Annotated in this window: 26 protein-coding genes and 2 pseudogenes; 9 read left to right on the top strand and 19 right to left on the bottom strand. The window is 71.5% G+C overall.

Going from position 1 to position 25630, the window contains the following annotated elements; all coding sequences use genetic code 11:
- Positions 1-63 precede the first annotated feature (63 nt).
- The 3 genes and pseudogenes from QP939_RS45345 to QP939_RS45335 all read left to right on the top strand — a co-directional run bounded on the left by QP939_RS45345 (position 64) and on the right by QP939_RS45335 (position 3340).
- Positions 64-1715 (top strand): annotated as a pseudogene (locus QP939_RS45345) (AMP-binding protein).
- Positions 1715-2674 (top strand): phosphotriesterase family protein, encoded by a 960-nt coding sequence (locus tag QP939_RS45340; RefSeq protein ID WP_285453015.1) that lies wholly within the window; start codon positions 1715-1717, stop codon positions 2672-2674. Before QP939_RS45345 ends, QP939_RS45340 begins: the two are co-directional and overlap by 1 nt.
- 42 nt (positions 2675-2716) lie before the next feature.
- A complete protein-coding gene (locus tag QP939_RS45335) occupies positions 2717-3340 on the top strand; it encodes a TetR/AcrR family transcriptional regulator (protein WP_285453014.1) in 624 nt (207 codons plus the stop codon).
- Here the strand turns inward: QP939_RS45335 and QP939_RS45330 are convergent.
- Together QP939_RS45330 and QP939_RS45325 are read right to left on the bottom strand one after the other, a co-directional pair.
- Positions 3337-4203, bottom strand: coding sequence for an alpha/beta fold hydrolase (locus tag QP939_RS45330; protein ID WP_285453013.1), 867 nt, complete (start codon positions 4201-4203; stop codon positions 3337-3339). The genes QP939_RS45335 and QP939_RS45330 overlap by 4 nt on opposite strands.
- A 219-nt stretch (positions 4204-4422) precedes the next feature.
- The gene (locus QP939_RS45325; RefSeq protein ID WP_285453012.1) at positions 4423-4596 is read right to left on the bottom strand and encodes a hypothetical protein; all 174 of its coding nucleotides are present in this window, start codon (positions 4594-4596) and stop codon (positions 4423-4425) included.
- A 93-nt stretch (positions 4597-4689) separates the two neighbouring features.
- Between QP939_RS45325 and QP939_RS45320 the strand changes: the two genes are divergently transcribed.
- The 3 genes from QP939_RS45320 to QP939_RS45310 all read left to right on the top strand — a co-directional run bounded on the left by QP939_RS45320 (position 4690) and on the right by QP939_RS45310 (position 8025).
- Entirely contained in the window at positions 4690-6207 is a 1518-nt protein-coding gene (locus QP939_RS45320) for a PucR family transcriptional regulator (protein WP_285453011.1), read from the top strand.
- Between the two features lie 120 nt (positions 6208-6327).
- Positions 6328-7575: an NAD(P)/FAD-dependent oxidoreductase gene (locus tag QP939_RS45315; RefSeq protein ID WP_285453010.1), complete on the top strand. Its 1248-nt coding sequence runs from the start codon at positions 6328-6330 to the stop codon at positions 7573-7575.
- Between the two features lie 18 nt (positions 7576-7593).
- The gene (locus QP939_RS45310; RefSeq protein WP_285453009.1) at positions 7594-8025 is read left to right on the top strand and encodes a GreA/GreB family elongation factor; all 432 of its coding nucleotides are present in this window, start codon (positions 7594-7596) and stop codon (positions 8023-8025) included.
- Between the two features lie 59 nt (positions 8026-8084).
- On the opposite strand, the gene QP939_RS45305 is transcribed toward QP939_RS45310, so the two are convergent.
- From QP939_RS45305 to fabG, 6 genes are all read right to left on the bottom strand, one after another.
- Positions 8085-9179 carry an acyl-CoA dehydrogenase family protein gene (locus QP939_RS45305; RefSeq protein ID WP_285453008.1) on the bottom strand — a complete coding sequence of 365 codons (1095 nt, stop codon included), beginning with the start codon at positions 9177-9179 and terminating at the stop codon, positions 8085-8087.
- Positions 9176-10360 carry an acyl-CoA dehydrogenase family protein gene (locus QP939_RS45300; RefSeq protein ID WP_285453007.1) on the bottom strand — a complete coding sequence of 395 codons (1185 nt, stop codon included), beginning with the start codon at positions 10358-10360 and terminating at the stop codon, positions 9176-9178. Before QP939_RS45300 ends, QP939_RS45305 begins: the two co-directional genes overlap by 4 nt.
- Positions 10357-11580, bottom strand: coding sequence for an acyl-CoA dehydrogenase family protein (locus QP939_RS45295; RefSeq protein WP_285453006.1), 1224 nt, complete (start codon positions 11578-11580; stop codon positions 10357-10359). The genes QP939_RS45300 and QP939_RS45295 overlap by 4 nt, the downstream gene beginning before the upstream one ends.
- Positions 11581-12606 (bottom strand): phosphotransferase family protein, encoded by a 1026-nt coding sequence (locus tag QP939_RS45290; protein ID WP_285453005.1) that lies wholly within the window; start codon positions 12604-12606, stop codon positions 11581-11583.
- A gap of 104 nt (positions 12607-12710) precedes the next feature.
- Entirely contained in the window at positions 12711-13163 is a 453-nt protein-coding gene (locus tag QP939_RS45285; RefSeq protein ID WP_285453004.1) for a MaoC family dehydratase, read from the bottom strand.
- A 5-nt stretch (positions 13164-13168) separates the two neighbouring features.
- Complete coding sequence (gene fabG / locus QP939_RS45280; RefSeq protein ID WP_285453003.1) at positions 13169-13930, bottom strand: 3-oxoacyl-ACP reductase FabG; 762 nt, start codon at positions 13928-13930, stop codon at positions 13169-13171.
- A gap of 668 nt (positions 13931-14598) precedes the next feature.
- Between fabG and QP939_RS45275 the strand changes: the two genes are divergently transcribed.
- Both QP939_RS45275 and QP939_RS45270 read left to right on the top strand, forming a co-directional pair.
- A complete protein-coding gene (locus QP939_RS45275; protein WP_285453002.1) occupies positions 14599-14814 on the top strand; it encodes a hypothetical protein in 216 nt (71 codons plus the stop codon).
- Positions 14815-15120: 306 nt separating this feature from the next.
- A complete protein-coding gene (locus QP939_RS45270) occupies positions 15121-15960 on the top strand; it encodes a phosphatase PAP2 family protein (protein WP_285453001.1) in 840 nt (279 codons plus the stop codon).
- On the opposite strand, the gene QP939_RS45265 is transcribed toward QP939_RS45270, so the two are convergent.
- The 5 genes and pseudogenes from QP939_RS45265 to QP939_RS45245 all read right to left on the bottom strand — a co-directional run bounded on the left by QP939_RS45265 (position 15865) and on the right by QP939_RS45245 (position 19164).
- Positions 15865-16806 (bottom strand): DMT family transporter, encoded by a 942-nt coding sequence (locus QP939_RS45265; protein WP_285453000.1) that lies wholly within the window; start codon positions 16804-16806, stop codon positions 15865-15867. The genes QP939_RS45270 and QP939_RS45265 overlap by 96 nt on opposite strands.
- A gap of 5 nt (positions 16807-16811) precedes the next feature.
- Positions 16812-17714 carry a universal stress protein gene (locus QP939_RS45260; protein WP_285452999.1) on the bottom strand — a complete coding sequence of 301 codons (903 nt, stop codon included), beginning with the start codon at positions 17712-17714 and terminating at the stop codon, positions 16812-16814.
- A gap of 36 nt (positions 17715-17750) precedes the next feature.
- Positions 17751-17864 (bottom strand): annotated as a pseudogene (locus QP939_RS45255) (hypothetical protein); the annotation flags it as partial.
- A 65-nt stretch (positions 17865-17929) separates the two neighbouring features.
- Positions 17930-18127 (bottom strand): RGCVC family protein, encoded by a 198-nt coding sequence (locus QP939_RS45250; RefSeq protein WP_285452997.1) that lies wholly within the window; start codon positions 18125-18127, stop codon positions 17930-17932.
- On the bottom strand, positions 18124-19164 hold the full coding sequence (locus QP939_RS45245) for a fatty acid desaturase family protein (protein WP_285452996.1): 1041 nt from the start codon (positions 19162-19164) through the stop codon (positions 18124-18126). The genes QP939_RS45250 and QP939_RS45245 overlap by 4 nt, the downstream gene beginning before the upstream one ends.
- Before the next feature lie 550 nt (positions 19165-19714).
- Here QP939_RS45245 and QP939_RS45240 point away from each other — a divergent pair.
- Positions 19715-19906, top strand: a complete 192-nt coding sequence (locus QP939_RS45240; protein ID WP_414641912.1) for an SDR family oxidoreductase — start codon at positions 19715-19717, stop codon at positions 19904-19906.
- Between the two features lie 101 nt (positions 19907-20007).
- On the opposite strand, the gene QP939_RS45235 is transcribed toward QP939_RS45240, so the two are convergent.
- From QP939_RS45235 to QP939_RS45210, 6 genes are all read right to left on the bottom strand, one after another.
- A complete protein-coding gene (locus QP939_RS45235) occupies positions 20008-20160 on the bottom strand; it encodes a hypothetical protein (RefSeq protein ID WP_285452995.1) in 153 nt (50 codons plus the stop codon).
- Between the two features lie 23 nt (positions 20161-20183).
- Positions 20184-21509, bottom strand: coding sequence for a tachylectin-related carbohydrate-binding protein (locus tag QP939_RS45230; protein ID WP_285452994.1), 1326 nt, complete (start codon positions 21507-21509; stop codon positions 20184-20186).
- A gap of 64 nt (positions 21510-21573) precedes the next feature.
- A complete protein-coding gene (locus QP939_RS45225; protein ID WP_285452993.1) occupies positions 21574-22887 on the bottom strand; it encodes a tachylectin-related carbohydrate-binding protein in 1314 nt (437 codons plus the stop codon).
- A 137-nt stretch (positions 22888-23024) separates the two neighbouring features.
- The gene (locus QP939_RS45220) at positions 23025-23828 is read right to left on the bottom strand and encodes an ABC transporter permease (RefSeq protein WP_285452992.1); all 804 of its coding nucleotides are present in this window, start codon (positions 23826-23828) and stop codon (positions 23025-23027) included.
- A complete protein-coding gene (locus QP939_RS45215; RefSeq protein ID WP_285452991.1) occupies positions 23825-24586 on the bottom strand; it encodes an ABC transporter permease in 762 nt (253 codons plus the stop codon). Before QP939_RS45215 ends, QP939_RS45220 begins: the two co-directional genes overlap by 4 nt.
- A 3-nt stretch (positions 24587-24589) precedes the next feature.
- On the bottom strand, positions 24590-25582 hold the full coding sequence (locus tag QP939_RS45210) for an ABC transporter substrate-binding protein (RefSeq protein ID WP_285452990.1): 993 nt from the start codon (positions 25580-25582) through the stop codon (positions 24590-24592).
- Positions 25583-25630 lie beyond the last annotated feature (48 nt).

The following is a 25630-nucleotide window of genomic DNA, read 5'->3' as shown; positions in this document are numbered from 1 at the left end:
CGGACCACCGCGGCCTCCTAGCGTCGACATACCGACCGGTCGGTGTCCAAGGGAGGTCGCTGGATGAGCTGGTACGACGCGAAGCCCTGGCTCGCGAGCTACGACGAACGGGTGCGCGCCGCGGGACCGGCGAAGCCCACCACGCTGCCGGAAGCGTTCCGCCGCGCCGCGGACCACGTGCCCGACCGGACGGCGATCGCGTACTTCGACGCGCGGCTGAGCTACCGCGAAGTCGACGAGCTCTCCGACGGCGTCGCCCGCTACCTCGCGCTGCACGGCTTCGAGCGCGGCGACCGGCTCGCCTTGGTGCTGCAGAACATCCCGCAGTTCGTCATCGCGCTGCTCGGCGCGTGGAAGGCCGGCGGGATCGTCGTCCCGGTCAACCCGATGTACCGCGAACGCGAGCTGACGCATGTGCTCACCGACGCGGGTGTCAAGGCGGTCGTCTGCTCGCAGCGGGGCTGGAACGCCTACATCGGCGAGACGGCGGCCGCGAACGGCGTCGGCATCACGCTCACCACCAGCGAGCTGGAGTTCCAGACGCGCGACGACGAGCGCGTCTTCGCCAAGATCGAGAAGGAAGAGACCCCGGGCGCCGTCGAGCTGCTCGAAGCCGCCGTCACGCCCGGCCCGAAGCCGCCGGAACCCGCGTTCGCGCTCGGCGACACCGCGCTGATCAGCTACACCTCCGGCACGAGCGGCACGCCGAAGGGCGCGACCAACACCCACGGCAACATCGGCACCAACGCCGCCGGGCTCGGCTCGTTCAGCGGACTTCCCGCGGGGTCGACGCTCTTCGGGCTCGCGCCGCTGTTCCACATCACCGGCATGGTCTGCGAAGTCGGGTCCGCGATCGACATCGAGGGCACCCTCGCGCTGGCCTACCGCTTCGACCCCGGCGTCGTGCTCGACGCGTTCCTCGAGCACAAGCCGTCCTACACCGTCGGGCCGTCCACGGCGTACATGGCGCTGATGGCCCACCCGTCCTTCAGCCGCGAACACTTCGAGTCGTTCGCGCTGCTGTACTCCGGCGGCGCCGCGCTGCCGCCCGCCGTCGTCGAGGCCTTCCGCGCGAAGACCGGGCACTACATCCACAACGGCTACGGCCTCACCGAAACCACGGCGGGCTGCATCGTCGTCCCCGGCACGCTGGAGGCGCCGATCGACCCGGCGTCCGGCACCATCTCGATCGGCCTGCCGGTGCCGGACACGATCGTCCGGATCCTCGGCGAGAACGGCGAAGAGCTGCCGTTCGGCCAGGCGGGCGAAATCGCCGTCGAGGGCCCGATGGTCGTCTCCGGCTACTGGAACCGTCCCGACGCGACGGCCGAGGCGCTGCCGGGCGGGCGGCTGCTCACCGGCGACATCGGGTTCATGGACGAGCGCGGCTGGGTCTACGTCGTGGACCGCAAGAAGGACATGATCAACGCGTCCGGCTTCAAGGTGTGGCCGCGCGAGGTCGAAGACGTCCTGTACACGCACCCGGCGGTGCGAGAGGCCGCCGTCGTCGGGATCGCCGACGAATACCGCGGCGAGACGGTAAAGGCCTACGTCAGCCCGGCGCCGGGCGCGACGGCCGACCCGCAGGACTCGTCGCCTGGTGCAAGGAACGGCTCGCCGCCTACAAGTACCCGCGCACCATCGAAGTGCTCGACGAACTGCCGAAGACGACCAGCGGCAAGATCCTGCGCCGCGAACTGCGGGCGAGGGGCTGATGGTCGAGACGGTTCGCGGCGCGATCGCGCCGGAAGCACTGGGCCGGGTGCTGATGCACGAGCACCTCTTCGTGCTGAGCCCCGAATTCGCCGAGAACTACCCGGAACACGAAGGGTTCCGCGAAGACGAGCACGTCCCCGAAGCGATCCGGCGGCTCAAAGAACTGAAGGACGCGGGGATCGACACGATCGTCGACCCGACGGTGATCGGGCTCGGCCGCTACATCCCGCGCGTGCAGCGGGTGGCCGCCGAGGTCGAGGTCAACATCGTCGTCGCGACCGGTCTCTACACCTACAACGACGTGCCGCACTACCTGCACTTCCGCGGGCCCGGCACGCTGCTGCAGGGGGAGGACCCGCTGGTCGGGATGTTCGTCGGCGACATCCGCGACGGGATCTCCGGCACCGGCGTCAAAGCCGGGCTCCTCAAGTGCGCCACGGACGAACCGGGCGTGACGCCGGGCGTCGAGCGCGTGTTGCGCGCGGTGGCGAAGGCACACGTCGAGACGGGCGCGCCGATCATGACGCACACCCACGCGGGCACCCGGCGCGGACTGGAGCAGCAGAACGTCTTCGAGTCCGAGGGCGTCGACCTGGGCCGCGTGCTGATCGGGCACTCCGGCGACTCGACCGACCTGGGGTACCTGACCGAGCTGGCCGACCGCGGGTCGCTGCTGGGCATGGACCGGTTCGGCCTCGACCTGCTGCTGCCGTTCGAGGAGCGGGTGAACACCGTGGCGGCGATGTGCGAGCGCGGGTACGCGGGCAGCATGGTGCTCTCGCACGACGCGTCCTGCTACATCGACTGGCTGCCCGCCGAGCAGCTGCCGGCGCTGACGCCGAACTGGCACTACCTGCACATCACCCGGGACGTGCTGCCGGCGTTGCGGGAGCGCGGGGTGTCCGAAGCGGACATCACGACGATGCTGGTCGACAACCCACGGCGGTTCCTGACCTGAGCCGTTATCCTGGTGCGTCCGCGACGGAGAGGGGGTCTTGCCGTGACCCGAGCAAGCACCCGCAAGCCGGGCGAAGCGACCGGCGACGACCAGGCCGCCGTGCCCCGGCGGCTGCTGGAGCACGCGACGAAGCTGTTCGCCAAGAAGGGCTTCGACCGCACGTCGGTCCAGGAGATCGTCGAGGCGGCGGGCGTCACCAAGGGCGCGATGTACCACTACTTCGGCTCGAAGGACGACCTCCTCTACGAGATCTACGCGAGGGTGCTGCGCGAGCAGACCCGCCAGCTGGAGAGCGTGGCCTCATCGGGAGCCCCGCTGCGCGAGCGGCTGGCGGCGGCGGCCTCCGACGTCGTGGTGTCCAGCATCGACAACCTGGACGACAACACGATCTTCCTGCAGTCGATGCACCAGCTGTCGCCGGACAAGCGCAAGGCCGTGCGCGCGGAGCGCCGCAAGTACCACGAGCGCTTCCGCGGGCTGATCGAAGAAGGACAGGCGTCGGGCGAGTTCCGGACGGACAAACCGGCCGACGTGATCGTCGACTTCTTCTTCGGGTCCGTGCACCATCTCGGGTCTTGGTACCGGCGGAGCGGGTCGTTGACCGCTCGGCAGATCGGGGATCACTACGCCGATCTGCTGTTGGACGCCCTGCGGCCGCCCGGCTAGTGGCGGCCGAGGTGGTCGAGCAGCAGGGCGATCACCTCGTCCGCCGCCTCCAGGGCCATCCACTGGCTCGCGCCCTCGACGATGTGGAACCGGTACTCCGCGTCGATGTGGTGGACCGTCAGCTCCGCCGCGCCCTGGCCGAGGTACGGGTCCTCGCTGCCCCACAAGTACAGCGTCGGCACCGTGACGCGGCCCGCCGGGACCGCGGAAAGGTCGTTGGCCGCGCTGCGGTACCAATTCAACGTCGCCGTCAGCGCGCCCGGCTCGGAAAGGCGGGCCACCGTGCGTTCGAGGATTTCGACTGGAATTCGGCGGCCGTAAACCGCGCGTAGTTGCGCGGCCTCGTCGCGTAACAGGAATTTCTCCGCTTTTCCCGCGCCGTGGCGGAAGAAGCCGATGTAGCCGAGGTCGTGGGCCTGGCCGTCGTCCATCGCGATCGCCTGCCGCAACGCCGCCGGGTGCGGGGTGCCCAGCACCGTCAACGACCGCAGGCGGTGCGGGTGCCGCGTCGCCAGCGTCCAGGCCACCATGCTGCCCCAGTCGCGGGCCACCACGTGGAAGCGCCGCGCGCCCTGGCTGTCCGCGAACGCCAGCGCGTCCGCCACCAGCAGGTCCAGCGAGTACTCCTCGACGTCTTCCGGCCGCGCGCCGCGGGCGTAGCCGCGCTGGTCGACCGCCACCGCGCGGTAGCCCGCCTCGCCGAGCGCGTGCAGCTGCTCGGTCCACGAGTCGGCGAACTCCGGCCAGCCGTGCAGGAACAGGACGAACTCGCCCCGCTCCGGCCCCGCCGCGAGCGCGCTGTGGTGGTGACCGCCGACGGCGATCGTCGTTTCCTCCAGCGGCCGCGCGACAGCGAATTCCATGGCGCCAAGGCTAAAGCCGGAACGCCGGGGGAAACCATGGGAAGAAGGGCACTTTCGGCACCCTTTTGCATCCGAGTGTCCTGGCTCACAGCATTTTCGCTCAGATGAGCGAAAATTCGTGAACCGCACGCCAGGGCGGCCGGGGGGAGGGGGCCGCCCTGACGGCGGGGTGTGTCCGTACGCGCCGGGTCTCGTTCGCGCCGGTTCGCACAGACAGCTTCAGGACGGCCGTTCGGGCTCGCGCCGTCGCAGCAACGCCATGTCGCTCGCGTAGCCCGCCGCCACCCGCATGAGCATGTCGCGCTCGACGCGCAGCAACGCGTTCTCCTTGCGCAACCAGGCCAGCTCGGTGCCCGCGTCGGGGTCGGGCGGGAGGGGTGACTCGGCGGTCATGTCCCCAGGATGACCCGGCTCGCGCGGCCGCCGATTGTCGGATCGGCACAATCACGGCCGAGTAGAGTGTCGGATCTCGACAGAGGAGTGGTGATGGTCAGGCTGGACCGGCTGGTGAACGTGCTCGGCGGGTACGGCCTGCGGCTGGCCCGGTGCCCCATCCCGCGGTCCACCGAACTGGGCAGCGTGGTCCTGCGCGAGGAGGTCGGCGGGCAGGCCGCGGTCGGCGACGTCCTCCTCGCCATCGGGGCCGGCTCGGCCGAGCAGGCCGTGCGCTGGGCCGTGGCCGCGCGGGCCTCGGTCGTGCTGGTGCGGGACCCGGGCACCGTCCCCGACGGCGACGAGCCGGTCGCCGTCGTGGTCGTCGACCCGGCCGTGTCCTGGAGCGCCGTCGCCGCCGTCGTGTACGGGCTCGTGCTGGAAGGCCGGGAGACCGAGTCCGGCCGCGGGCCCACCGACCTGTTCGCACTGGCCGACAGCCTCGCCGAAGCCGTCGGCGGCGCCGTGACCATCGAGGACCGCCTCTCCCGCGTGCTCGCCTACTCCCTGCTGCAGCGGCACGCCGACCGCGCGCGGGCCGAGACCATCCTCGGCCGGCAGGCCCCCGAGCCGCTGCTGGCGTCCTTCGCCGCCAACGGCGTGCTCGCGCACCTCGGCTCGTCCGACGAACCCGTGTTCGTCCCGGCCGATCCCGGTCACGGGCTGAACGGGCGGATGGCCGTCGCCGTGCGGGCCGGGCGGGAACTGCTCGGCTCCGTGTGGGTGGCCTGCCCCGAGCCGCTGGACGGCGCCCGGCGCACGGCCTTGACCGACGGCGCCCGGACCGCCGCGCTGCACCTGCTGCGCTCCCGGGCCAGCGCCGACCTCGAACGCCAGGTGGAGACGGACCTCGTGCTGCGCCTGCTCGAAGGGACGGCGGACGCGGCGGTCGTGGCGAGCAGGCTGGGCCTCCCACCCGGGCCGGTGCGCGTCGTCGCCGTCCGCGCCGGCCTCGCCGGGCAGGAGCGGCACGCCGCCTTGCTGCTCGCCTTCGACCGGGCGACCACCGGGTTCGGCTGGTCGCGGCCGGGACGCAGTGCCCTCGCGGCCGACAGCCTCTACACCCTGCTGCCCGGCGACGACGTCGCCGCCGCCCGGACCTTCGTAGCGTCGCTGCGCACCGCGGTCGAGCCCAGGGGCACGCTCCGCGCGGGCATCAGCGCGCCCGCGGAGGCCGGCGACCTGCCCGCGGCCCGGCGCGAGGCGGACGAGTGCCTGGCCCTGCACGAGACGCGCCCCGCGGACCTGGTGCCCCCGGCGTACGAGGAGTCGTGGGACGACATCCTGCTCCAGCGCCTGCGCACCGCCGCCCACTCGGGCCGCGCACCCGCCCGGGGACCGGTGGCGGAGCTGCGGCGGCACGACACCGAGCACGGCACCCGCTACGTCGCCACCCTGACCGCCTGGCTGCACGCCCAAGGTGATCCGGCAGCGGCCGGGAAACGGCTGGGCGTCCACGAGAACACCGTCCGGTACCGGCTGCGCAAGATGACCGAGCTGACCACGCTCGACCTGCGGGACGGGAGCAAGCGGCTCGCGCTGACCATCGAGCTGGCAGCCCTCGACGCCTGACCGTTTGGAGCTTCTCGCCAAAGCCTCCCGGCCCGTTTGTCGGATCCGGACAACCGGCCCGTCCGTCGCCGCCACCACCATCGGAGGCGAAGGCACCAGAGCGGTGCCGTGGAGGTGGTCGTGGACAACTTCGGGGACGGCCCACGCTCGGTCGTGGTCGTCGGCGCGGGCGTCGTCGGCTTGTCGACCGCGTGGTTCCTGCAGGAACGCGGCGTCGCGGTGACCGTCGTGGACCGCGACCGGGTCGCGGCCGGGGCGTCCTGGGGCAACGCCGGCTGGATCTCGCCCGGGCTGGCCATCCCGCTCAACGAACCGGCGGTGCTGCGCTACGGCCTTCGCGCGCTCTTCGACCGGCAGGCGCCGCTGCACGTCCCGGCGACCGCCGATCCGCGCCTGTGGACGTTCCTCGCGAAGTTCGCCGCGCACTGCACGCCCCGGTCCTGGCACCGCGCGGTGCGCGCGAACCTGCCGCTCAACGAGGAGTGCGTGGAGGCGTTCGACGTACTGACCGCCAACGGCGTCGACGCGCCGACGACCGAAGCGCCGATCACGGCGGTCTTCGAGTCCGCGGCCCAGGCCGACGTGCTCCGGCGGGAACTGGAGCGGCTCGTCGCCGCCGGGCAGGACATCGACTACGCGGCCGTCGACGACGTCCGGGAATTCGTCCCGCAGGCGAGCGAGCGGATCCGCGCGGGCATCGTGCTGCGGGGCCAGCGGTACGTGAACCCCGGCTGGTTCACCGAGTCGCTCGCGCGGTCGGTGGTCGGGCGGGGCGCCACCATCCGCCACGGCTTCGACGTCCGGTCGATCCGGCGGCACCCGCACGCGTTCTCGGTGCGGTCGGCCACCGGTCAGTCGGTTTCGGCCCAGGCCGTGGTGCTGGCGACCGGCGCGTGGCTCGGCAAGCTGGGAAAGCCTTGGGGCGTCAAGGTTCCGGTGCGCGCCGGGCGCGGCTACTCGTTCACCGTGCCGACCGACCGGCCGGTCGCGGGCCCGGTCTACCTGCCGGACATCCGGGTGGCCTGCACGCCCTACCACGGCGGCCTCCGGGTCGCCGGGACGATGGAGTTCCGCGGCGCCGACGCCGCGCTCGACCCGGCGCGCATCGACGCGATCATCGCGTCCGCGCGGCCGCTGCTCACCGGCGTCCGCTGGGACGAGCGGAGCGACGCGTGGGTCGGGCCGCGCCCGGTCAGCGCCGACGGGCGGCCGCTCATCGGGGCCACCGCCGATCCCGGCGTCTTCGTCGCCGGCGGGCACGGCATGTGGGGGCTGACCCACGGCCCGGTCACCGGACGGCTGCTCGCCGAGCGGATCACCACCGGCAAGCAGCCCGAGGCGTTGCGCGAGTTCGACCCCGCCCGCTGACTCCCCGAGGAGAGCACGATGACCTGGCTGACCCCGGCAACCCACGCGCGCCTGCGCGCCGAACTGGCCGAACTGCTCCGCACCGGCGCCCCCGGCGACGACTTCGCCGAGGTCCAGTACCGCCAGACCCGCGTCCGGCAGCTGCAGGACCTGCTCCGGGACGCGGTGGTGGGCGAGGACCCGCCGGACGACGGCGTCGCCGAGCCCGGCATGGTGCTGACCGTCCGCTACGACGACGACGCGACGACCGAGACGTTCCTGCTGGGCTTGCGGGACGACGCCGCCGACCTGGAGGCGTGCTCGCCGGACTCCCCGCTCGGCCTCGCCCTCACCGGCGCCCGGCCGGGGGAGCGGCGCACGTACCGCGTTCCCAGCGGCGGCACCGTGGGCGTGACCCTGCTGGACGCCGCGCCCTACAGCCGCCACCGCGACGTGGCCCCGGCTCCGTGAAGGCCTCCTTCCTGGGCAAAAATGCCGGTAAGGAGGCCTTCACGGACTGCCGGGCGGGGTCAGGCGGGCAGGTTCACCAGGTCGGCCAGCCGGGCGCGGTGCTTGCCCGGCGTGCCCAGCGCGAGCTCGTCCGCCTTGGCGCGCTTCAGGTACAGGTGCGCCGGGTGCTCCCAGGTCATCCCGATGCCGCCGTGCAGCTGGATCGCCTCTTCGGTGGCCTTCACCGCGATCGGCGCGTTGCGGGCCTGCGCCACCGCGACCGCGATCGGCACGTCGGTGCCGGTGGCCAGCGCGTCGGCCGCGTTGCGCGCGGCCGCGCGCGCGAGGACCAGGTCCGTGTAGAGGTTCGCCAGCCGGTGCTTCAGCGACTGGAACCCGCCGACCGGGCGGCCGAACTGGTAGCGCCCCTTCAGGTACGAAACCGTCTCCGTCAGCGCCCACTCCGCGACACCGGTCTGTTCCGAAGCGAGGATGCCCGCGCCGAACAGCAGGGCGTCCTCCAGCGCGGCGGCCGCTTCCGGGCCCGACGCGACGAGCGTCGCCGGAGCGTCCGAAAAGGACACGTCGGCCACGCGCCGGGTCAGGTCGAACGAGACCAGCTCCGAAACCGTCGCGGCCGAGGCCTCGACGACGTACAGCGCGGGCCCGTCCGGACCGGCGGCCGGGACGACGAGCAGGTCCGCCACCGACGCGTCGGCCACCGTGCCCACGCGGCCGCTCAACGTCCCGGAAGCCGACGCCGTCACCGACGACGGGAAGCCGGCGCCCGGTGCCGTGGACAGCGGCACCGCCAGCGCGCCGATCGCCCGTCCCTCGGCGAGCCGCCGGACGAAGTCGGCCGCACCCGCGCGGACCAGGGCCGTCGTCGCCAGCACCACGCTGCCCAGGAACGGCACCGGCGCGACGCTGCGGCCCAGCTCCTCGGCCACCACGGCCACCTCGCGGGCCGACGCGCCGTGCCCGCCCAGCTCCTCGGGCACCGCCAGCCCGGCGACGCCGACCTCGTCGGCCAGCGTGCGCCACAGCTTCAGGTCGTAGCCCTCGGCCGTCTCGATGCGCGCCAGCAGCGCCTCGGCGCCCGCCTTGTCCTTGAGCAGGTCGCGGACCGAAGCGCGGAGGTCTTCCTCGACGTCGGAATAGAGCAGATCGGTCATCGGGGGAGGTCCTTCCAGGCGACGTCCTTGTCGACGCGCGGCTCCGAGGGCAGCCCCAGCACGCGCTCGGCGATGATGTTGCGCAGGACCTCCGAGGTGCCGCCCTCGATGGAGTTGCCCTTCGCGCGCAGGTAGCGGTAACCGGCTTCGCGGCCGGTGAAGTCCACAATGGCCGGACGGCGGAACGTCCAGTCGTCGTAGGCCAAGCCCTCTTCGCCGAGCAGCTCGACCTCGAGGCCGGTGAGGGCCTGGTTCAGCTCGGAGAAGGCGACCTTCATGGCCGAACCCTCCGGCCCGGGCGCGCCGACCGCGAGCTGCTGGCGCAGCCGGGTCCCGGCCAGCCGCAGCGTCTCGGCCTCGACCCAGCGCTGCACGAGCCGGTCCCGCAGCTCCGGCGTGCGCAGCTCGGGACGGTCGCGCCAGGTCTTCGCGACGATCCCGATCAGCCCGCCTTCGCGCGGCTGGACGTGCCCGCCGATGGCGACGCGCTCGTTCATCAGTGTGGTCTGCGCGACCTTCCAGCCTTCGCCGACCGCGCCGAGGCGCTGGGTGTCCGGGATCCGGACGTCGGTCAGGAAGACCTCGTTGAACTCGGCCTCGCCGGTGATCTGGCGCAGCGGCCGGACCTCGACGCCGGGCGCGGTCATGTCGCACAGGAAGTACGTCATGCCCTGGTGCTTCGGCACGTCCGGGTCGGTGCGGGTGACCAGGATCGCCCACTGCGACTCGTGCGCGCCGGACGTCCAGACCTTCTGGCCGGTGACGATCCAGTCGTCGCCGTCACGGACGGCCCGCGTGCCCAGCGCGGCGAGGTCGGAGCCGGCGCCCGGCTCGGAGAACAGCTGGCACCACACCTCCTCGCCGGTCCACAGTGGACGCAGGTAGCGCTCGCGCTGCTCCGGCGTGCCGAAGGCGAGGATGGTCGGCGCGGCCATGCCGAGGCCGATGCCGATCCGGCGCGGGTTGTTGTCCGGCGCGCCCGCGTCGGCGAACGCGCTGTCCACAACGGACTGCAGGGCGCGCGGCGCGTTCTGGCCGCCGAGCCCGGCGGGGAAGTGGATCCAGGCGAGCCCGGCGTCGAACCGCGCCCGCAGGAACTCCAGCCGGTCGGTCGACTTCGGGTCGTGCGACGCCAGGAACTCGTTCACCTGGCGGGTGAGGTCTTCGGCGGTGACAGTCACTTCGCGCCCTCCGAGAGGTACTTCTTGAGTTCACGGCGGGCCAGGGAGCGCTTGTGCACCTCGTCCGGCCCGTCGGCCAGCCGCAGGGTGCGGTTCCCGGCCCACATCGCCGCCAGGGGGAAGTCCTGGCTGACGCCGCCCGCGCCGTGCACCTGCACGGCCTTGTCGAGGATCCACTCGACGGTGATCGGCGTCGAGATCTTGATGGCCTGGATCTCGGTGTGCGCGCCCTGGTTGCCGACGGTGTCCATCAGCCACGCGGTCTTGAGCACCAGCAGCCGCTGCTGCTCGATCTTGACGCGGGACTCGGCGATCCAGTCCTGCACGACGCCCTGCTGCGCGATCGGCTTGCCGAACGCCTCACGCGAAATCGCGCGGCGGCACATCAGTTCCAGCGCGCGCTCGGCCATGCCGATGGCGCGCATGCAGTGGTGGATGCGGCCGGGGCCGAGCCGGGCCTGGGCGATGGCGAACCCGTCGCCTTCACCGGCGATCAGGTTTTCGACCGGCACGCGGACGTCCTCGAAGAGCACCTCGGCGTGGCCGCCGTGGTCGCTGTCGTCGTAGCCGAAGACGTGCATGCCGCGCTTGACCGTGACACCCGGGGTGTCGCGGGGGACCAGGATCATGCTCTGCTGCTTGTGCGGCGCGGCGTCCGGGTCGGTCTTGCCCATCACGATGAAGATCTTGCACGCCGGGTTCATCGCGCCGGAGATGTACCACTTGCGGCCGTTGATGACGTACTCGTCGCCGTCGCGCCGGATGGCGGTCTCGATGTTGCGGGCGTCGGAGGAGGCGACGTCCGGCTCGGTCATCGCGAACGCGGAGCGGATTTCCCCGTTCAGCAACGGTTCCAGCCACTGCTTCTGCTGCTGCTCGTTGCCGAACATGGCCAGCACTTCCATGTTCCCGGTGTCCGGCGCGGCGCAGTTGAGCGCGGTCGGCGCGAGCCGGATGCTGCGGCCGGTGATCTCGGCCAGCGGCGCGTACTGCAGGTTGGTCAGGCCCGCGCCGTGCTCGCCGGGGAGGAAGAAGTTCCACAGGCCGCGCTTGCGGGCCTCGGCCTTCAACTCGTCCATGACCGGCGGGATGGCCCACGGGTCGTCGCGTTCGGCGAGCTGCTGCTCGAACACCGGCTCGGCGGGGTAGATGTGCGAGTCCATGAACTCGAGGAGCTTCCCGCGCAGCTCCTCGGTCTTCTCGTCGAACGCGAAGTCCATTTACTTCTCCTCTTTGAGAATCTCGTTGCCGTGCGCGATGAGCAGCGGGACCCCGGCCCCGACGCCGTCGAAGCCCGCGCCGACCGTCTTGCCCTGCGTGTAGCGGTAGTGGATGCCCTCCAGGATCACGGCCAGCTTGAAGAAGGCGAAGCTGACGTACCAGTTCAGCTGCGAGACGTCCCGCCCGGAACGTTCGGCGTAGCGCTGGACGACTTCGTCGGTCGTCGGGTAGCCGGGCGCCGAGCTGGCGTTGGAGACGAACTGCAGCGACACCTTGTCGCGTTCGGCGTAGGCCACCAGCAGCGCGAGGTCGGTCAGCGGGTCGCCGAGCGTCGACATCTCCCAGTCGAGCACCGCCGAGATCTCGTCGTTCCGGTCGACCAGGACGTTGTCCAGACGGTAGTCGCCGTGGATGATCGACGGCTTTCCGGACACCGGCACCGCCGCGGCGAGCCGGTCGTGCAGCTCCTCGATGCCGTCGAGGTCGCGGCTGCGCGAGGCGTCGAGCTGCTTCTTCCACCGCCGCAGCTGCCGCTCGAGGAAACCCTCTGGACGGCCGAAGTCGCCGAGCCCGACCGCGGCCGGGTCGACGGCGTGCAGGTCGACGAGCGTGTCGACCAGCGCGTCGGCGATCACCCGGGTGCGGGTTTCCCCGAGCGCCGCCAGCTCGTCGGCGGTCCGGTAGGGCGTGCCCTCGACGAAGCTCATGACGTAGAACTGCGCCCCGACGACGTCGGCGTCCTCGCACAGCAGGATCGCTTCGGGCACCGGGACCGCGGTGTCGCGCAGGCCGGAGATCACCCGGAACTCGCGGGTCATGTCGTGCGCGGTGGGCAGGACGTGCCCCAGCGGCGGGCGGCGCACCACCCAGCGCGACCGGCCGTCGCCCACCACGTAGGTGAGGTTCGACCGGCCGCCTTCCACGACGTCCGCGGTCAGCTCCCCGGCGACCAGGCCGGGCCGGTGCGCGTCCAGGTGGGCGCGCAGGCGGCCCAGGTCGAGACCCGGCGGGTCGGTCGGGTTCATGCAGTCTCCTCTTCGTCGAGGGGAGCATACCGACTAGTCGGTATGACGTACAGAGACCAGCGGGAAGCGTCACTTTCGTAGGGAAAGTGACGCTTCCCGGGGTGTCACGCGAGGAACCGGGTGACCCACTCGGCGACGCAGGCGGGCTTCGCCTCGCCGTCGATCTCGACCGTCCACTTCGACACCGCCTGCTTGCCGCCCGGGATGTCGGTGATCTCGACCAGCTCGGCCCCGGCGCGCACCTTCGAGCCGACCTTCACCGGCTGCGGGAAACGGACCTTGTTGAGGCCGTAGTTGATGCCCATCTTGATGCCGTTGACCTTGTAGATCTTCGGGCCGAACGCCGAGAGCAGCGACAGTGTCAGGAAGCCGTGGGCGATGGTGCCGCCGAACGGGCCCGCGGTCGCCATCGGCTCGTCGACGTGGATCCACTGGTGGTCGTCGGTGGCGTCGGCGAACAGGTTCACCCGGTCCTGGGTGACCTTCAGCCAGTCGCTGTACCCGAGGTGCTCGCCGACCGCCGCGGCGAAGGCGTCCAGGTTCTCGAACTCGCGCATCGGCCTCAGTCCTTCGGTCCGCCGGCGGCGTAGATGACCTGGCCGGAGATGAACCCGGCACCCTCGCTGACCAGGAACGACGCGAGGTGGGCGATGTCGTCGGGCGTGCCGACGCGCTGCACGGGGATCTGCGACGCGGCGGCGGCCTTGAAGTCCTCGAAGCCCATGCCGAGGCGCTCGGCCGTCGCGGCGGTCATGTCGGTCGCGATGAAGCCGGGCGCGATCGCGTTCGCCGTGACGTTGAACTTGCCCAGCTCGATGGCGAGGGTCTTGGTGAAGCCCTGCATGCCGGCCTTGGCCGCGGAGTAGTTGACCTGGCCGCGGTTGCCCAGCGCCGAGGTGCTGGAGAGGTTGACGATCCGGCCGTATTTCTCCTGCGTCATGTACTTCTGCACCGCGCGAGTCATCAGGAAGGAGCCCTTGAGGTGCACGCCGAGCACGGAGTCCCAGTCCTGCTCGGTCATCTTGAAGATCAGGTTGTCGCGGGTGATGCCGGCGTTGTTGACCAGCACGACGGGCGGACCGAGCTCATCGGCGACCCGGGTGACGGCGGCCTCGACCTGCTCGGCGTCACTGACATCCAAGGCAACCCCGACGGCCTTGCCACCCTTCGCGACGATCGCCTCGGCGCCCTGCTTGACACCGGCCTCGTCCAGGTCGAGCAACGCGACGGCGAAGCCGTCATCGGCCAGGCGCGCCGCGACGGCGGCACCGATGCCACGGCCGGCACCGGTGACCACGGCGACACGGGAAGGAGAATCGGTCACGGGGGACCTCCTCGTCGTTGAGAAGCGGGCTCGTGCCCGCGAGCCTACTAAGCAGTTGGTCACCCGACCATACGCGGGAGTGATCCCGTGGGTGGGACCACATGCGCAGGATCATAGTTGCGGCCTTGGGCCGGAACGGGATTGCTCCGTTCGGCTGACCGCATCAGGTAGTCCGGCCTCGGTTGGTCTTGACGTGCGGAGTGTCGCCCTTGATGTCAATCCGACCCGCCTCCGCGGCATGACCAGCGCGTCGCCGCGGGCTACGGCCGCGATCACCCGGCGGTGGAGGCCTTCCGTGGCCAAGGCGGCGCGCCGGGACACCATCACGTGCGGGTGCGCCGCGTAGGACCGCAGGTCCAGGCGCCGGGCGCACGGGGGCCCGGCGCATCGCCACGACCAGCGGGTCCTCCGCGGAGTTCTCGGCCAGCACCCGGAGCCGGGCCCGCGGCGCCCGCTCCTGGAGGTGGCCGATCAGCTCCGCGCCACCGAGTCCCCGTGCCCGCACGGGGACTCGGTGGTGAGAGCGATCGCGTAGGTCCGGATAGCCGGACTGTGTCCGCATTGATGGGCGAAAGGTCCGTTTCGTCCTGGTATGGTGGCGCCCGTTGCTGCGCTCCGCAACCGGCTGATCGCGCAGGGTTGTACGCATCGATCGGAAAGGGCACCAGATGAGCCTGTTCGACATGATCAAGGACAAGGCCGCCGAACTGCTGGGCGGCGCGAGCGAGAAGGTCGGCGAGGTTGCCGACGGGGTCGCGCAGTCGGCCGCCGACGTGACCGAGTCGGGGCGGCAGATCGTCGACTCGGCGAGCGCGCAGGGGATCGACGCCCTCGGTGCGACGGGCGCGGTGGACGACGCGATCGATCCGAACGCGCGCGGCTGAACCACCCCGCGCGGTGATGGCGGTGTCCGTCGACTTCCTCGGCGGGCCCGGCACCAGTGGCGGCCTGGCCGCGCTTTCCCGCGTGGGCTGGGCCCGTCGGGCCACCCGTTCCGCACCGGAGCCAAGCCGGAATTCCTGGCCGGCGAAACGGTGCGGTTCCGGCGAGCGCCACGCCGAGGCGGTGGTCGTCGGGTTGGGTACTGGACGTCGCGGGTCATCGGGACCGCCGCCGGGCGGCGGAGGGTCCGGAGCCGAGCACAGCTCTCAGCCGCCGCGGCACTCCGCGGTAGTCGCTAGGGTGGTCGGGTGACCGCACCGCCGTGGACACGCGTGCTCGTCCGGGGTACCGGTGGGCGACCCGGGGTGCTCGTCGAGCTGATCCTTCTGCTGCTCTGCTTTTGGCTCTTCACCCTTCTCGGCGCGGCCGCGGGCACGGATTTCGCGGCCGCCGAAGCAAATGCACAGGCGGTTCAGTCCGCGGAACACGCGATGCACCTCGACGTCGAGCGGAGCGTGAACGGCTGGCTGGCCGGGAATCCGGTCGCGAGCCGGATCGCGGTGTATCCCTACCGGCTGTACTACGCGGTGGTCGCCGGCACCCTGCTGTGGGTGTTCGCCCGGCACCCCGAGGTCTACCGCAAGGTCCGTTCGACGATGGTCGCGATGATGGCGCTCGTCCTGCCGGTCTACTGGGCGGTGCCGATGTCGCCGCCGCGGTTCGCGCTACCGGGTGCCGTCGACATCGTTGCCCGGTACGACATTCTGGGGGAGGGCGCCCGGTACGGCTGGACGCATCCCAGCCACCACACGGCGATGCCCAGCATGCACGTGGGCTGGTCGCTGTGGTGCGCCTACGCCGTGTGGTGCGCGCTGCGGGGCACTCGTCCACGCGCGGCGCTGGTGGCGTGGTTGTTCCCGGCGCTGATGGTGGCCGACGTGCTCGCCACGGGGAACCACTACGTTCTCGACATCGTGGGCAGTGTCGCGCTGCTGGCCGTGGCGATCGTGGCCGCGTCGCTGTGGGGCCGCCTCGCGGCGCGCACGCGGCGGTCACGGTCGCTGCCGGCCGCCGGAGCCGGATGGCTTGCGGGAGATGAAACAGGCACCGGCCAGGATCGCCGCGCTGCCGGTGATCTGCCACGGTGAAGGGCGTTCGCCGAGCAACACGGCGCCGAGCGCCAGCGCACCGATCGGGGTGAGCATGAGCAGGGCCGCGCCCACCTCGCCGGCCAGCCGCGGTGTCGCGAGCGCGACGAGCAGCCACCCGGCGACCTGGCCGCCGAAGGCGACCAGGACCAGCCAGCCGAGCTGTGCCCAGCCCGGCGCCAGCGTCATGCCGTTCCAGAGGAATCCCGCGCCCAGTGCCACCAGCGCCGCGCTCGCGACCACGTACTGGTAGGACTGCACGGTCCGGCCACCGCTGCCGCCCCGGCGCAGCAGGAACAGGAACCCCGAGTAGCACGCGGCCGCCAGCAGCGCGTGGACCGTGCCGGCGAGCGGGTCGCGGCCGCCGGCCCCCTGCTCGAGGACGCCGCCGGTGAGCACGATGCCGATGATCATGACGGGCAGGATCGCCAGGAACCGGCGGCTGACCGGCTCCCGGTCCACGACCAGGGCGAGCAGCGGCACGATCACCACCTGGGCGTTGACCAGCACGGTGGACAGGCCGGCGCCGACTTCGCCGATCGCCTGGGTCCACCACAGCGCGTCGCCCGCGAACAGGGTCCCGGCGGCCAGCGCGTACCCACGCTGCCGGTTCGTCGGCGTGCCTTCGCGGCGCCATTCGAAGATAACCAACGGCACCAGCATCACCGCGGCCAGCGCGCAGCGGTAGAAGGTCGCCGTTCCCGGCGAGGCGCCCGAGATGCCGATCAGGACCGCCGAGGTGGAGACGCCGAGCGCCCCGGCGGCCATCGCCCACGGCGACGAGAGGATCGACGGCCACGGCGTGGCCGGCTTCGTGCGGCCCCGATGCGTCGTTTCCGCGGGCATCGGCGTCACCCGGCGTGCACGACCGCGACCGGGCACGGGGCGTGGTAGATCATCGCGTGGCTCACGGAGCCGAGCAGCAGCCTGCCGAAGGTGCCGCGGCCGTGGCTGCCGACGACCAGCAGGGCGGCGCCGTCGGCGGCGGCGTCCAGCAAGGCGCGAGAGGGCCGGTCCACGCTGACCGTCCGGCGGACGACGACACCGGGATGCCGTTCCGCGTGGCCGGCGAGGGAATCGGTGAGCAGCTGCTGCCCGCGCCGTCGGATGTCCGGCCAGTCCTCTGCCCAGCCGCCGACGGGTTCCATGGCGTGCATCGGCAGGTCGGTCCAGGCGTGCACGGCCAGCAGCTCACGCCCGCGCCGGTCGGCGAAGTCGTAGGCGAAGGCGACGGCCGCGGAACTGATGTCCGATCCGTCGACGCCGACCACCACCGGCCCGGCCGCGCCGGCCGCGTCGTCCGGCCGGACGACGACCACCGGGCGTTCGCAGGTGTGCACGACTTCGGCGGCCGTCGAGCCGAGCACGGCCCGCGGCAGCGCACCCTGCCCGGACGCCCCGATCACCAGCGCCTCCGCTCGCTGGGCGACGCGGGCGAGCGTCTCGGCGGTCCGGCCCTTTTCGACGCGGGTCCGCACGGTCAGCTCCGGCCAGGACCGGCGGAGTTCGTCGCCGATTCCGGACAGCAGGCTTTCGGCGTGCGTGCGCGCAGTCAGCTCCTGCTCCGCCGCCACGGTGCCGGGGACCGGGTGCGGACCGGACGACGGCCAGTGGACGACGTACACGGCTTCCAGCGCACAGCCGCGGCTGCGCGCCTCGGACGCCGCCCACTCCACGGCCGCCCGGGCCTGCTCCGACCCGTCGTAGCCGGCCACCACCCGGCGCTCGCCGACCGGAGGTTCGGGCTTGTCCATGGGAACCGGCTACCCGGCCGGGGCCACGCTAACCGTGGCTCCGGCCGCCGGGTCGTCGAACAGCCGCCGCGCGCCGAAGCCGACGACGTCGTTGCCGACGTCGCGGATCGGCCAGACCCGGCGCCGGTGGAAGCGGTCCATCGGGCCCCGCGGCGCAGGCGGCTACCGTCCCCGGCGAAGCCGCGCACAGCCGGCGGTGGGTCCGGCGCCACCGGTCATGCGGGCCGCGGCTGGTCGCCGGTGGTCTCGACGTGGTCCTGCGCCGTGCCGCAGACGCAGCCGCGATCGGTTCCGCGGCCCGCCGCCGTCGCGGCGCAGTAGCGGTGCGCTATCGCGTCGTGCGTGCCGAGGGGGTGCGGGCAGCTCGGGCACTGCGTGCCGGAACGGGGCACCCCCGGCGCCGGGGTGTTCACGCCGCCACCTTCGCCTTCCGCCGCAGCGGTTCGCCCGCCTCGTGCAGGTGCTGCAACACGTACCCGTAGGACCGCCTCCAGCCGCACTGGGCGTAGGAAATCTCGTGCCGGGCGCAGAAGTCCCGGACGATCACCTGCGCGTGCTTGAGGTTCGGGCGGGCCATGCTCGGGAACAGGTGGTGCTCGATCTGGTAGTTCAGGCCGCCGAGGGCGAAGTCCGCGACCGGACCGCCGCGGACGTTGCGTGAGGTCAGTACCTGCTTGCGCAGGAAATCCAGCGTGTGCCCGGCCGAGACCATTTCCATGCCTTTGTGGTTGGGCGCGAACGAGCAGCCCATGTACAGCCCCCACAGGAACTGGTGCACGAGGATGAAGATGATTCCGGTGAGCGGCGAGAGCACGACGAACACCGCGGCGAGGTAGGCCGCCAGGTGCGCGATCAGCAACGCGGACTCGAGCTTGTGCCGGCGGACATCCTTGCGCCACACGGCTTTCACGCTGGACACGTGCAGGTTGAGGCCTTCGAGCAGCAGCAGCGGGAAGAACAGGAACGCCTGGTACTTCGCCATCCACCGCAGGAACCCGCGCTTGCGCGAGCTCTGCGCCTTGCTGAACGCGAGCGCGGCGATGTCGACGTCGGGGTCCTCGTCCTCGTTGTTGGGATTGGCGTGGTGGCGCGCGTGCGTGCCGATCCACCAGCCGTAGCTCAGTCCGGTGAGTCCACCGTGGACGAGCCCGGTGGCGTCGTTCGCCCGGCGGCTGCGGAAGATCTGCCTGTGCCCGGCGTCGTGGCCGATGAAGGACAGCTGCGCGAACATCATCGCGAAGAACGCGGCGAGGAACAGCTGCCACCAGGAGTCGCCGAGGTAGGCGAAGGCGACCCAGCCCCCGCCGAAGGCGACGAGGTTGAGCCCGATGCGCACGGCGTAGTGCCGGCGCCGTCGCTGGAGGAGGCCGGCGGCCTTGACCAGCCGGGACAGCTCGGCGAAGTCACTGCCGGCCGCGGCCGGTGTATCCGGAAGTCGGGTGGAAGTCATCGGCGTCACCGCTCTGGTTAAGTCACAAAGGCTTGTCCAGCAACGGTTTCCGTCCCCGACGGGGGCCGGGTCCGGTCCGGGAAAAGGGCACTGGGGCCTGGTCGCGGTGGTACCGCGTCCTGCCAGCAGCCTCCCACTCCGCGGCCTTGCTGGCAATTCCCCGCGGACCGCCGAAGAGGTGTACAGTCGGCCGCATCGGGATGACGGTGACTTACCGCACATCCGTGATCTTCCGGCCGGATCGCTCCGACCGGGGACAGGAGCCGAGTACGGGCCGGGAACCGCTCGTACGCAACCGTGCCGGCCGATCGGCCGGCGAGCAGCCGCCCGTAGTCGCGCAGAGCGACACCCGAGGCGCCCAGTTGGGTTGCTGCAGCGTGTTTGTCCCGGTGTGGCTCCGGTCAAAGGTGGCTCGTCGGCGAGCTTCGGCGTCACCGCGCTTCGGCGCGCCGACGAGCCACCACCCTCACGAAGGAACGTGCGAGAGGGGCAGCCACCCGTCGATCAGGGACTCGTGGGCGGCGAATCGCGCCAGGCGTTCAGGAAATCGGTGATCAGCCGGTGGTCGGCGGCCGCCCGCTTCGCCGCCAGCATCCCGATGAGGCGCATCGGGAAGCCGGAAGAGGTCGCGCGGGCCGCCCTTTTCCTCGCGTTCGACGCGACCTACACCACCGGCGCCGAGCTCGTCGTGGACGGTGGCGGCACGCGGGTCCGGGTCCCCGGACGGGACGGGATGCCGTGACGGTGAAAAGCCGGAAGCCGTCCTGTGCGTGCGGGAGCTGCTCCCTGAAACGCGCGAAGGCACGCCGGCGGGGGCCGACGTGCCTTCGATCGAGGATCCCGTCACTCGGTGCGAGCCGGGTCCGGGTGGTTCTCCTCCTTCGGCTCCGGGCTCCGCACCCAGTGCAGGTTGTCCGGTTCGGGCCACCACCCCTGCGGGTCCGGGCGGGGCCCGCCGCTCTTCTCGCGCCACCAGGGTGCCGGTTCGTCTCCCATGCCGGGACCGTCCGGGCCGGCGGTCAGACGCCGAACGGCTGGGCCGACAGCAGCGTCTGCGTCCAGCCCCCGGTGTCCACCGGGTCCGTGCCGAAGCCCTGGATGTCCGAGCCGTCGAAGTCGAACGGGTTGTGGTCGTGGTAGCGGTACAGCGCGCCGTCGCGGGTCTGGCCGTAGTACAGGCCGTAGCCGGGTGAGACGATCTGGTCGAAGCTGCTCCAGCGGTCCGCCAGCGTCACTCCGCTCCACGTGTAGTCGGCCGCGATGTGGTACGACCGCAGGACACCCGTGGTGCTGATGCCGATCAGCCAGTCGTCGCCCGTCGCCGCGATCGTGCGCATCGTGAACCCGCTTCCGATCACCGCTCGCTGGCCGATCTGGGTGCTCGCGGGCTTGGGCCGGGACACCACGTACGACATCAAGGTGCTGCCCGCGATGCCGTAGAGGTGGCCGTGGCCGTCGTAGGTCAGCATGTCGTGGGTCCAGCCGCTGCCCAGCGCCACCGGGGTGCCGAACTGCAGCGAGTTGTTGTTCGTGATGATGTCGACGCGGTAGAGCACGCCGGCCGGCGACGTCGCCAGCACGGTGTTGAAGTTCAACGTCGCCAGCGCCTTGGGCACGAACCCGAGGTTGTCACTCGAGACGAGCGTCTTCGTGCGGTCGCCGGTCTGCGAGTTGATCGTGCTGTAGGTCAGCCGGCCGTCGGCCAGTGAGCCGTAGACCGACACCGTCGTCGAGGCCGGGCTGCTCAGCTCGTCGACGATGCGCTGCGCGTCCGCGGCCTGCGGCTGGTAGCGGTCGGGGTAGGCGGAGCGCTGCACCCGCCGGCAGACGTCGCCGATCGTCGCGGTGCGCCAGCTGCCGTTCGGGTAGAAGTCCTCCATCACGTCCAGGAACGCGTTGGTGGCCCAAGCCGGGTTGAGCCGCTGCGTCGCCGTTCCCCAGGAGTCGAGCTGCTGGAACAGGCCGAGGCTGGTGTGGTCGACCTGCTCGCTGATGTTTTCGATCGTGGATTCGACGATGGTGGTGGTGATCGCGATGACCGCGGCGCGCTCGTCGAGCCCTCGGGCCTGCACGGCGTTGATGACGGCCCGGGCGCAGGACACGCGGTACGGCGTCATGTAGCCCTTCAACGCACCCGTGAGGACGCTGTTGAGGCGGGTGGCCGCCGCGCTGTCCGCCGCCGTCGGGCCGCCCGTGACGCACGGCGCCGTCGTGTAGGCGGCCAGCTGCTGGACGCGGGCGGCCATGGCGTCGGTCTCGGTGGTGGCGCTCGCGGCGGTGGCGCCGGCGGTCAGGATGGACAGCGCGGCGAGGCCCGCCGCGATCGATCTCGTGGTGATGCGCATGGGAAAGCTCCAGGTGGGCGGGGCGGTGCCGCGGCCGGGCCGCGGCACCGCCTGGGGGAAGGGGTCAGGCGCCGGGCGGGGAGACGTAGCCGGAGATCAGCACGTTGTCCGCGCCGGACCGGGCGGTGTCGGGGTCGATGACCCGTCGCGTCACCTTGTTGCTGACGTTGCCGCCGACGACGGTGAGCGTGCCGTCGGGGTGCACGGCGGTGATCACGTCGACGTGCCCGCCGGTGGTGCCGTCCGGCGCGCCGTAGATGACCCAGTCACCGATCTTCGGGCTGCCGTGGGTGCTGCTGGAGCGGTACTTGAACAGGCCGTGGTCGACGCCCCACTTGCCGAGGGCGCGGGCGACGTAGGTGCTGCGCGGCACGCCGGAGACGCCGGCCGCGGACCACGTCCAGGTCGCGAACATCGCGCACCAGTCGAGCGCGCCCTGGTTGCAGGCGTCGTTGTACTTGTCGCAGCTCGCTTCGGTGGTGCCGACCTCGCCGGTGGCGAGGGTGGCGATCTTCGAGCGCAGCGGCTGGACCGGCGTCGTGCTGGTGCAGCCGGCGGGGTCGGCCGAGAGCAGGTACTGCGTCCAGCCGCGCGAGGCGACCGGGTCGTCGAGGTGGTAGGCGATGTCCGTGCCGGAGCCGTCGGCCGGGTTGTCGTCCTCGTACCAGTACATGGCGCCGTCGGGGTTCTTGCCGTAGTACAGGCCGCCGCCGGGGGAGACGAGGTTCTCGAAGCTCTGCCAGCCGGCGTCGTCGAGCTGGGCGCGCGTGTAGGTGGTGCCGGTCTGCGAAACGGCGTAGCTGATCAGCTGGCCGTCGGACGCGGTCGCGATGAGCCGGTCGTCCCCGGCCGCGGCGAGCGTCTTGAGCGCGAACCCGCCGCTGCCGATCTCCCGGCGCTGCCCGATCTGGTTCGTCCCCGGCTTGGTCGCCGAGACGAGGTACTGCAGCAGCGAACCGCCCGACGTCGTGCCGTAGAGGTGACCGTGGCCGTCGTAGGACAGCAGGTTGTGGGTCCAGCCGTGCTGGAGGTCGATCGGGTCGTTGAAGGTGAGGCTGGCGCTGTTGGTGACGACGTCGACGCGGTAGAGCACACCGGCCGTCGAGGTCACGAGCACCGTGTTGAAGTTGAGCGTGGCCACCGCCTTCGCGGTGAACCCGAGGGTCCTGGACGAGACGACGACGTGCGTGATGTTGCCGTTGTCCGGGTCGATCGTGGTGTAGCTGAGCCGTCCGTCGGGCAGCACGCCGTACACCGAGACCCCACCGGCGCACGACGCCGCGGCGGAGGCGGGGGTGGTGGTCAGCACGGTCGTGGCCAGGCCGCTGAGCAGCACGAGAAACGCCAGCACAGCGGCGCGAACTCTGTTTCCGAACATGGGAAACCCTTCGTGGAATGGAAGAATTGTGTCGGCCGCGGCCCCGGGAAGGCGGCTCGACGGGACAGAGCTTATGAGGGGTTTCCGGGTCGCCGCATGAGCGAAGGAGGCCATTGGCCGCATGCGGACAAGACGGCTCAGCGGAGCGCCCGGCCGCCGAGGACGCGGTTTTCGGCGAGCAGGAACAGCCAGTTCAGGAGGTTGCCGAGGATGCCGACCAGCGCGATCCACGCCCACACCGCGGGCAGGTCGAAGCTCTGGCTGGCGAGCTGGAACCGGTAGCCGATCCCGTTGGTGGCGCCGACCAGCTCGGAGATCACCATGAGCACGAGCGACAGGCCGAGCGCGATCCGCAGGCCGGAGCAGATCTTGGGCAGCGACGCCGGGAGGACGACGGTGAACAGCAGCCGCGCCGGCGAGGCGCCGTACACCCGCGCCGTGTCGACCATGACCGGCTCGACCGACTGCGCGCCCTGCACGGTGTTCAGCAGCACCGGCCACACGACGCCGAACACGATCGTCGCCAGCTGGACCGGGGTGCCGATCTTGAACAGCACGAGGAAGACCGGGAGCAGGGCCGGGGCCGGCAGCGCGCGGCCGAAGTTGACGACCGCGTCGGCGTAGTCGAGCCCGGCGCGGGACCGGCCCAGCACGAGCCCGAGCGCGATGCCGGCCGCGCCGCCGGCGAGCCAGCCGCCCAGCAGGCGCCCCAGGCTCGGCACGATGTCGTCGACCGCCACCGTCGTCAGGAACAGGTGGCTCGCCGGGCCGGAGAACCACAGCTCGTGCATCTTGCCGGCGATCTCGAGCGGGGTCGGGAAGTACGCGTCGTCGAAGTACGCGGTCAGCGCCTGCCAGACGAGCACGCACCCCGCGAACACCGCCCACCGCCGGACGAACCCCGTCACGAACCGGGCCGGCGCCTCCGTCCGCTCGGTCACCGCGGCTCCCCGGGCGCCCACACGACGAACTTCCGTTGCAGGGCCGCGAAAGCGCTGTTGCTCAGGTAGCCGAGCACCCCGGCGAGCACGGCGCCGGCCAGCACGATGTCCAGCCGTCCGCTCTCTTCGCCGTACCGGATCAGGTAGATCCCGATGCCGCGGTCGCCGCCGAACACCAGTTCCGTCGAGAACACCACCAGCAGCGCGAACGTCGCCGCGATGCGCAGGCTGGTGATCGCGAACGGCACCACGTCGGGCAGCTTCACCCACAGCAGGACCGACAGCCGGCCGAGCCCGAACGACCGCGCGGTTTCGACGTACCCGCGGTCGACTTCGCCGAGGGCGTAGACGATGTTGAGCAGGATCGGCCAGACCGCCGCGTACACCGCGAGCGTGATCTTCGTCCGCGGTCCGTCCACGAGGACGATGGAGAACAGCGGCCACCACATGATCGCCGGGATCGGCCGCAGGAACTCGATCACCGCGCCGACCGCCGTGCGCACCACCGGGATGCTGCCGAGCACCAGGCCGGCGGGAACGGCGACCAGCACGGCGACGCCCACTGCGATCAGCCACGCGAGGAGCGTCGCGACCAGGTCGAGCAGGAACTCGCGCTCGCCCAGCATCCGGACCAGCGCGACGGCGACCTCGGACGGCGGCGGGAAGTACTCCCGCGTGATCACGCCGGAGCGGCTGAACCCCTCCCAGGCGAGCAGGAGCGCGGCCACCCCGGCGAGGCGGCGGAGGAACCGGCGCATGACCTACGGCGCCGGTGCCCGGTAGACGATCGGGGCGACGTCGAACTTCCGCTTGAGCTCGCCGTAGGTCAGCATCAGGTCGGCGACCTTCTGCAGCCGGGCCGGGTCGACCGAGGTCGGGAAGACCCCGATGCCGACGGCGTTCGCGACCGCCGGTTCGAGCTTGGCGTAGTCCTGCAGGGTCTTCCGGACCGTCTGCTGGTCGGCGAGGTCTCCCTGGCCCTTCGCCATGGCGCGGGCGAAGGCGGCCGTCGTCTTCGGGTTGTTCTGGACGAAGCTCGCCGGCGCGACGTAGCCGCTGATCGAGAAGTCCGCGACCGGCCCGGTCGCCCGGTCGGCCACGACCTTGACGCCGAGCTTCTGCTTGGCCGTGGTCAGGTTCGGCTCCTGCAGCGACATGACGTCGATCTGCCCGGTCTGCAGGGCGTTGAGCGCGTTCGCGGTCGGGATGACCTTGAACTGGACCTGGCCGGGGTCGGCACCGGCGGCTTTGATGACCGCCTTGCTGGTGAGTGTCACGTTGCCGACCAGCGCGTTGACGCCGATGGACTTGCCCGCCAGGTCCTTCGCCGAGTTGATCGGCGACTGCGGCATCGCGACCAGGGCCGTCATGCCCTCCTTGGCCTGCAGGCCGTCCGCGACCGCCCGGAGATCGGCCGTTCCTTCGGACTGGGCCGCGAGGAACGACGTCCAGTTGCCGAAGGCGAAGTCCAGCTCGCCCGTCTTGAGCTTGGGCACCGCCTCGGTGGCGCTCTTGATGGTGACGAGCTCGACCTGCAGCCCCTCGGCGCCGAAGTAGCCCGCACCGCGGGCCCGCTCGAAGCCGGCGATGTCGATCAGCTGCGGGATGATGCCGACCTTGACGGTGGCCTTCTCGACCTTGTCGTTGCCGCCCGCGGCGGTGTCGTCCGACCCCCCGAGCAGGCCGCAGCCGCCCAGGGCGGTGACGGCGACGACGGCGACTGAGGCGGTGATCCACCGCCGGAATGTGCGCATAACCCCTCCCTCGGTCACGGGAGGGGAGAATACCGGGTAATTGTCCAC

Origin of the sequence: Amycolatopsis nalaikhensis, assembly GCF_030264295.1 — a bacterium.
In the GTDB taxonomy this organism is placed as follows: Bacteria; Actinomycetota; Actinomycetes; order Mycobacteriales; family Pseudonocardiaceae; genus Amycolatopsis; species Amycolatopsis nalaikhensis.
This window is presented reverse-complemented; position numbering and strand designations above follow the sequence as displayed.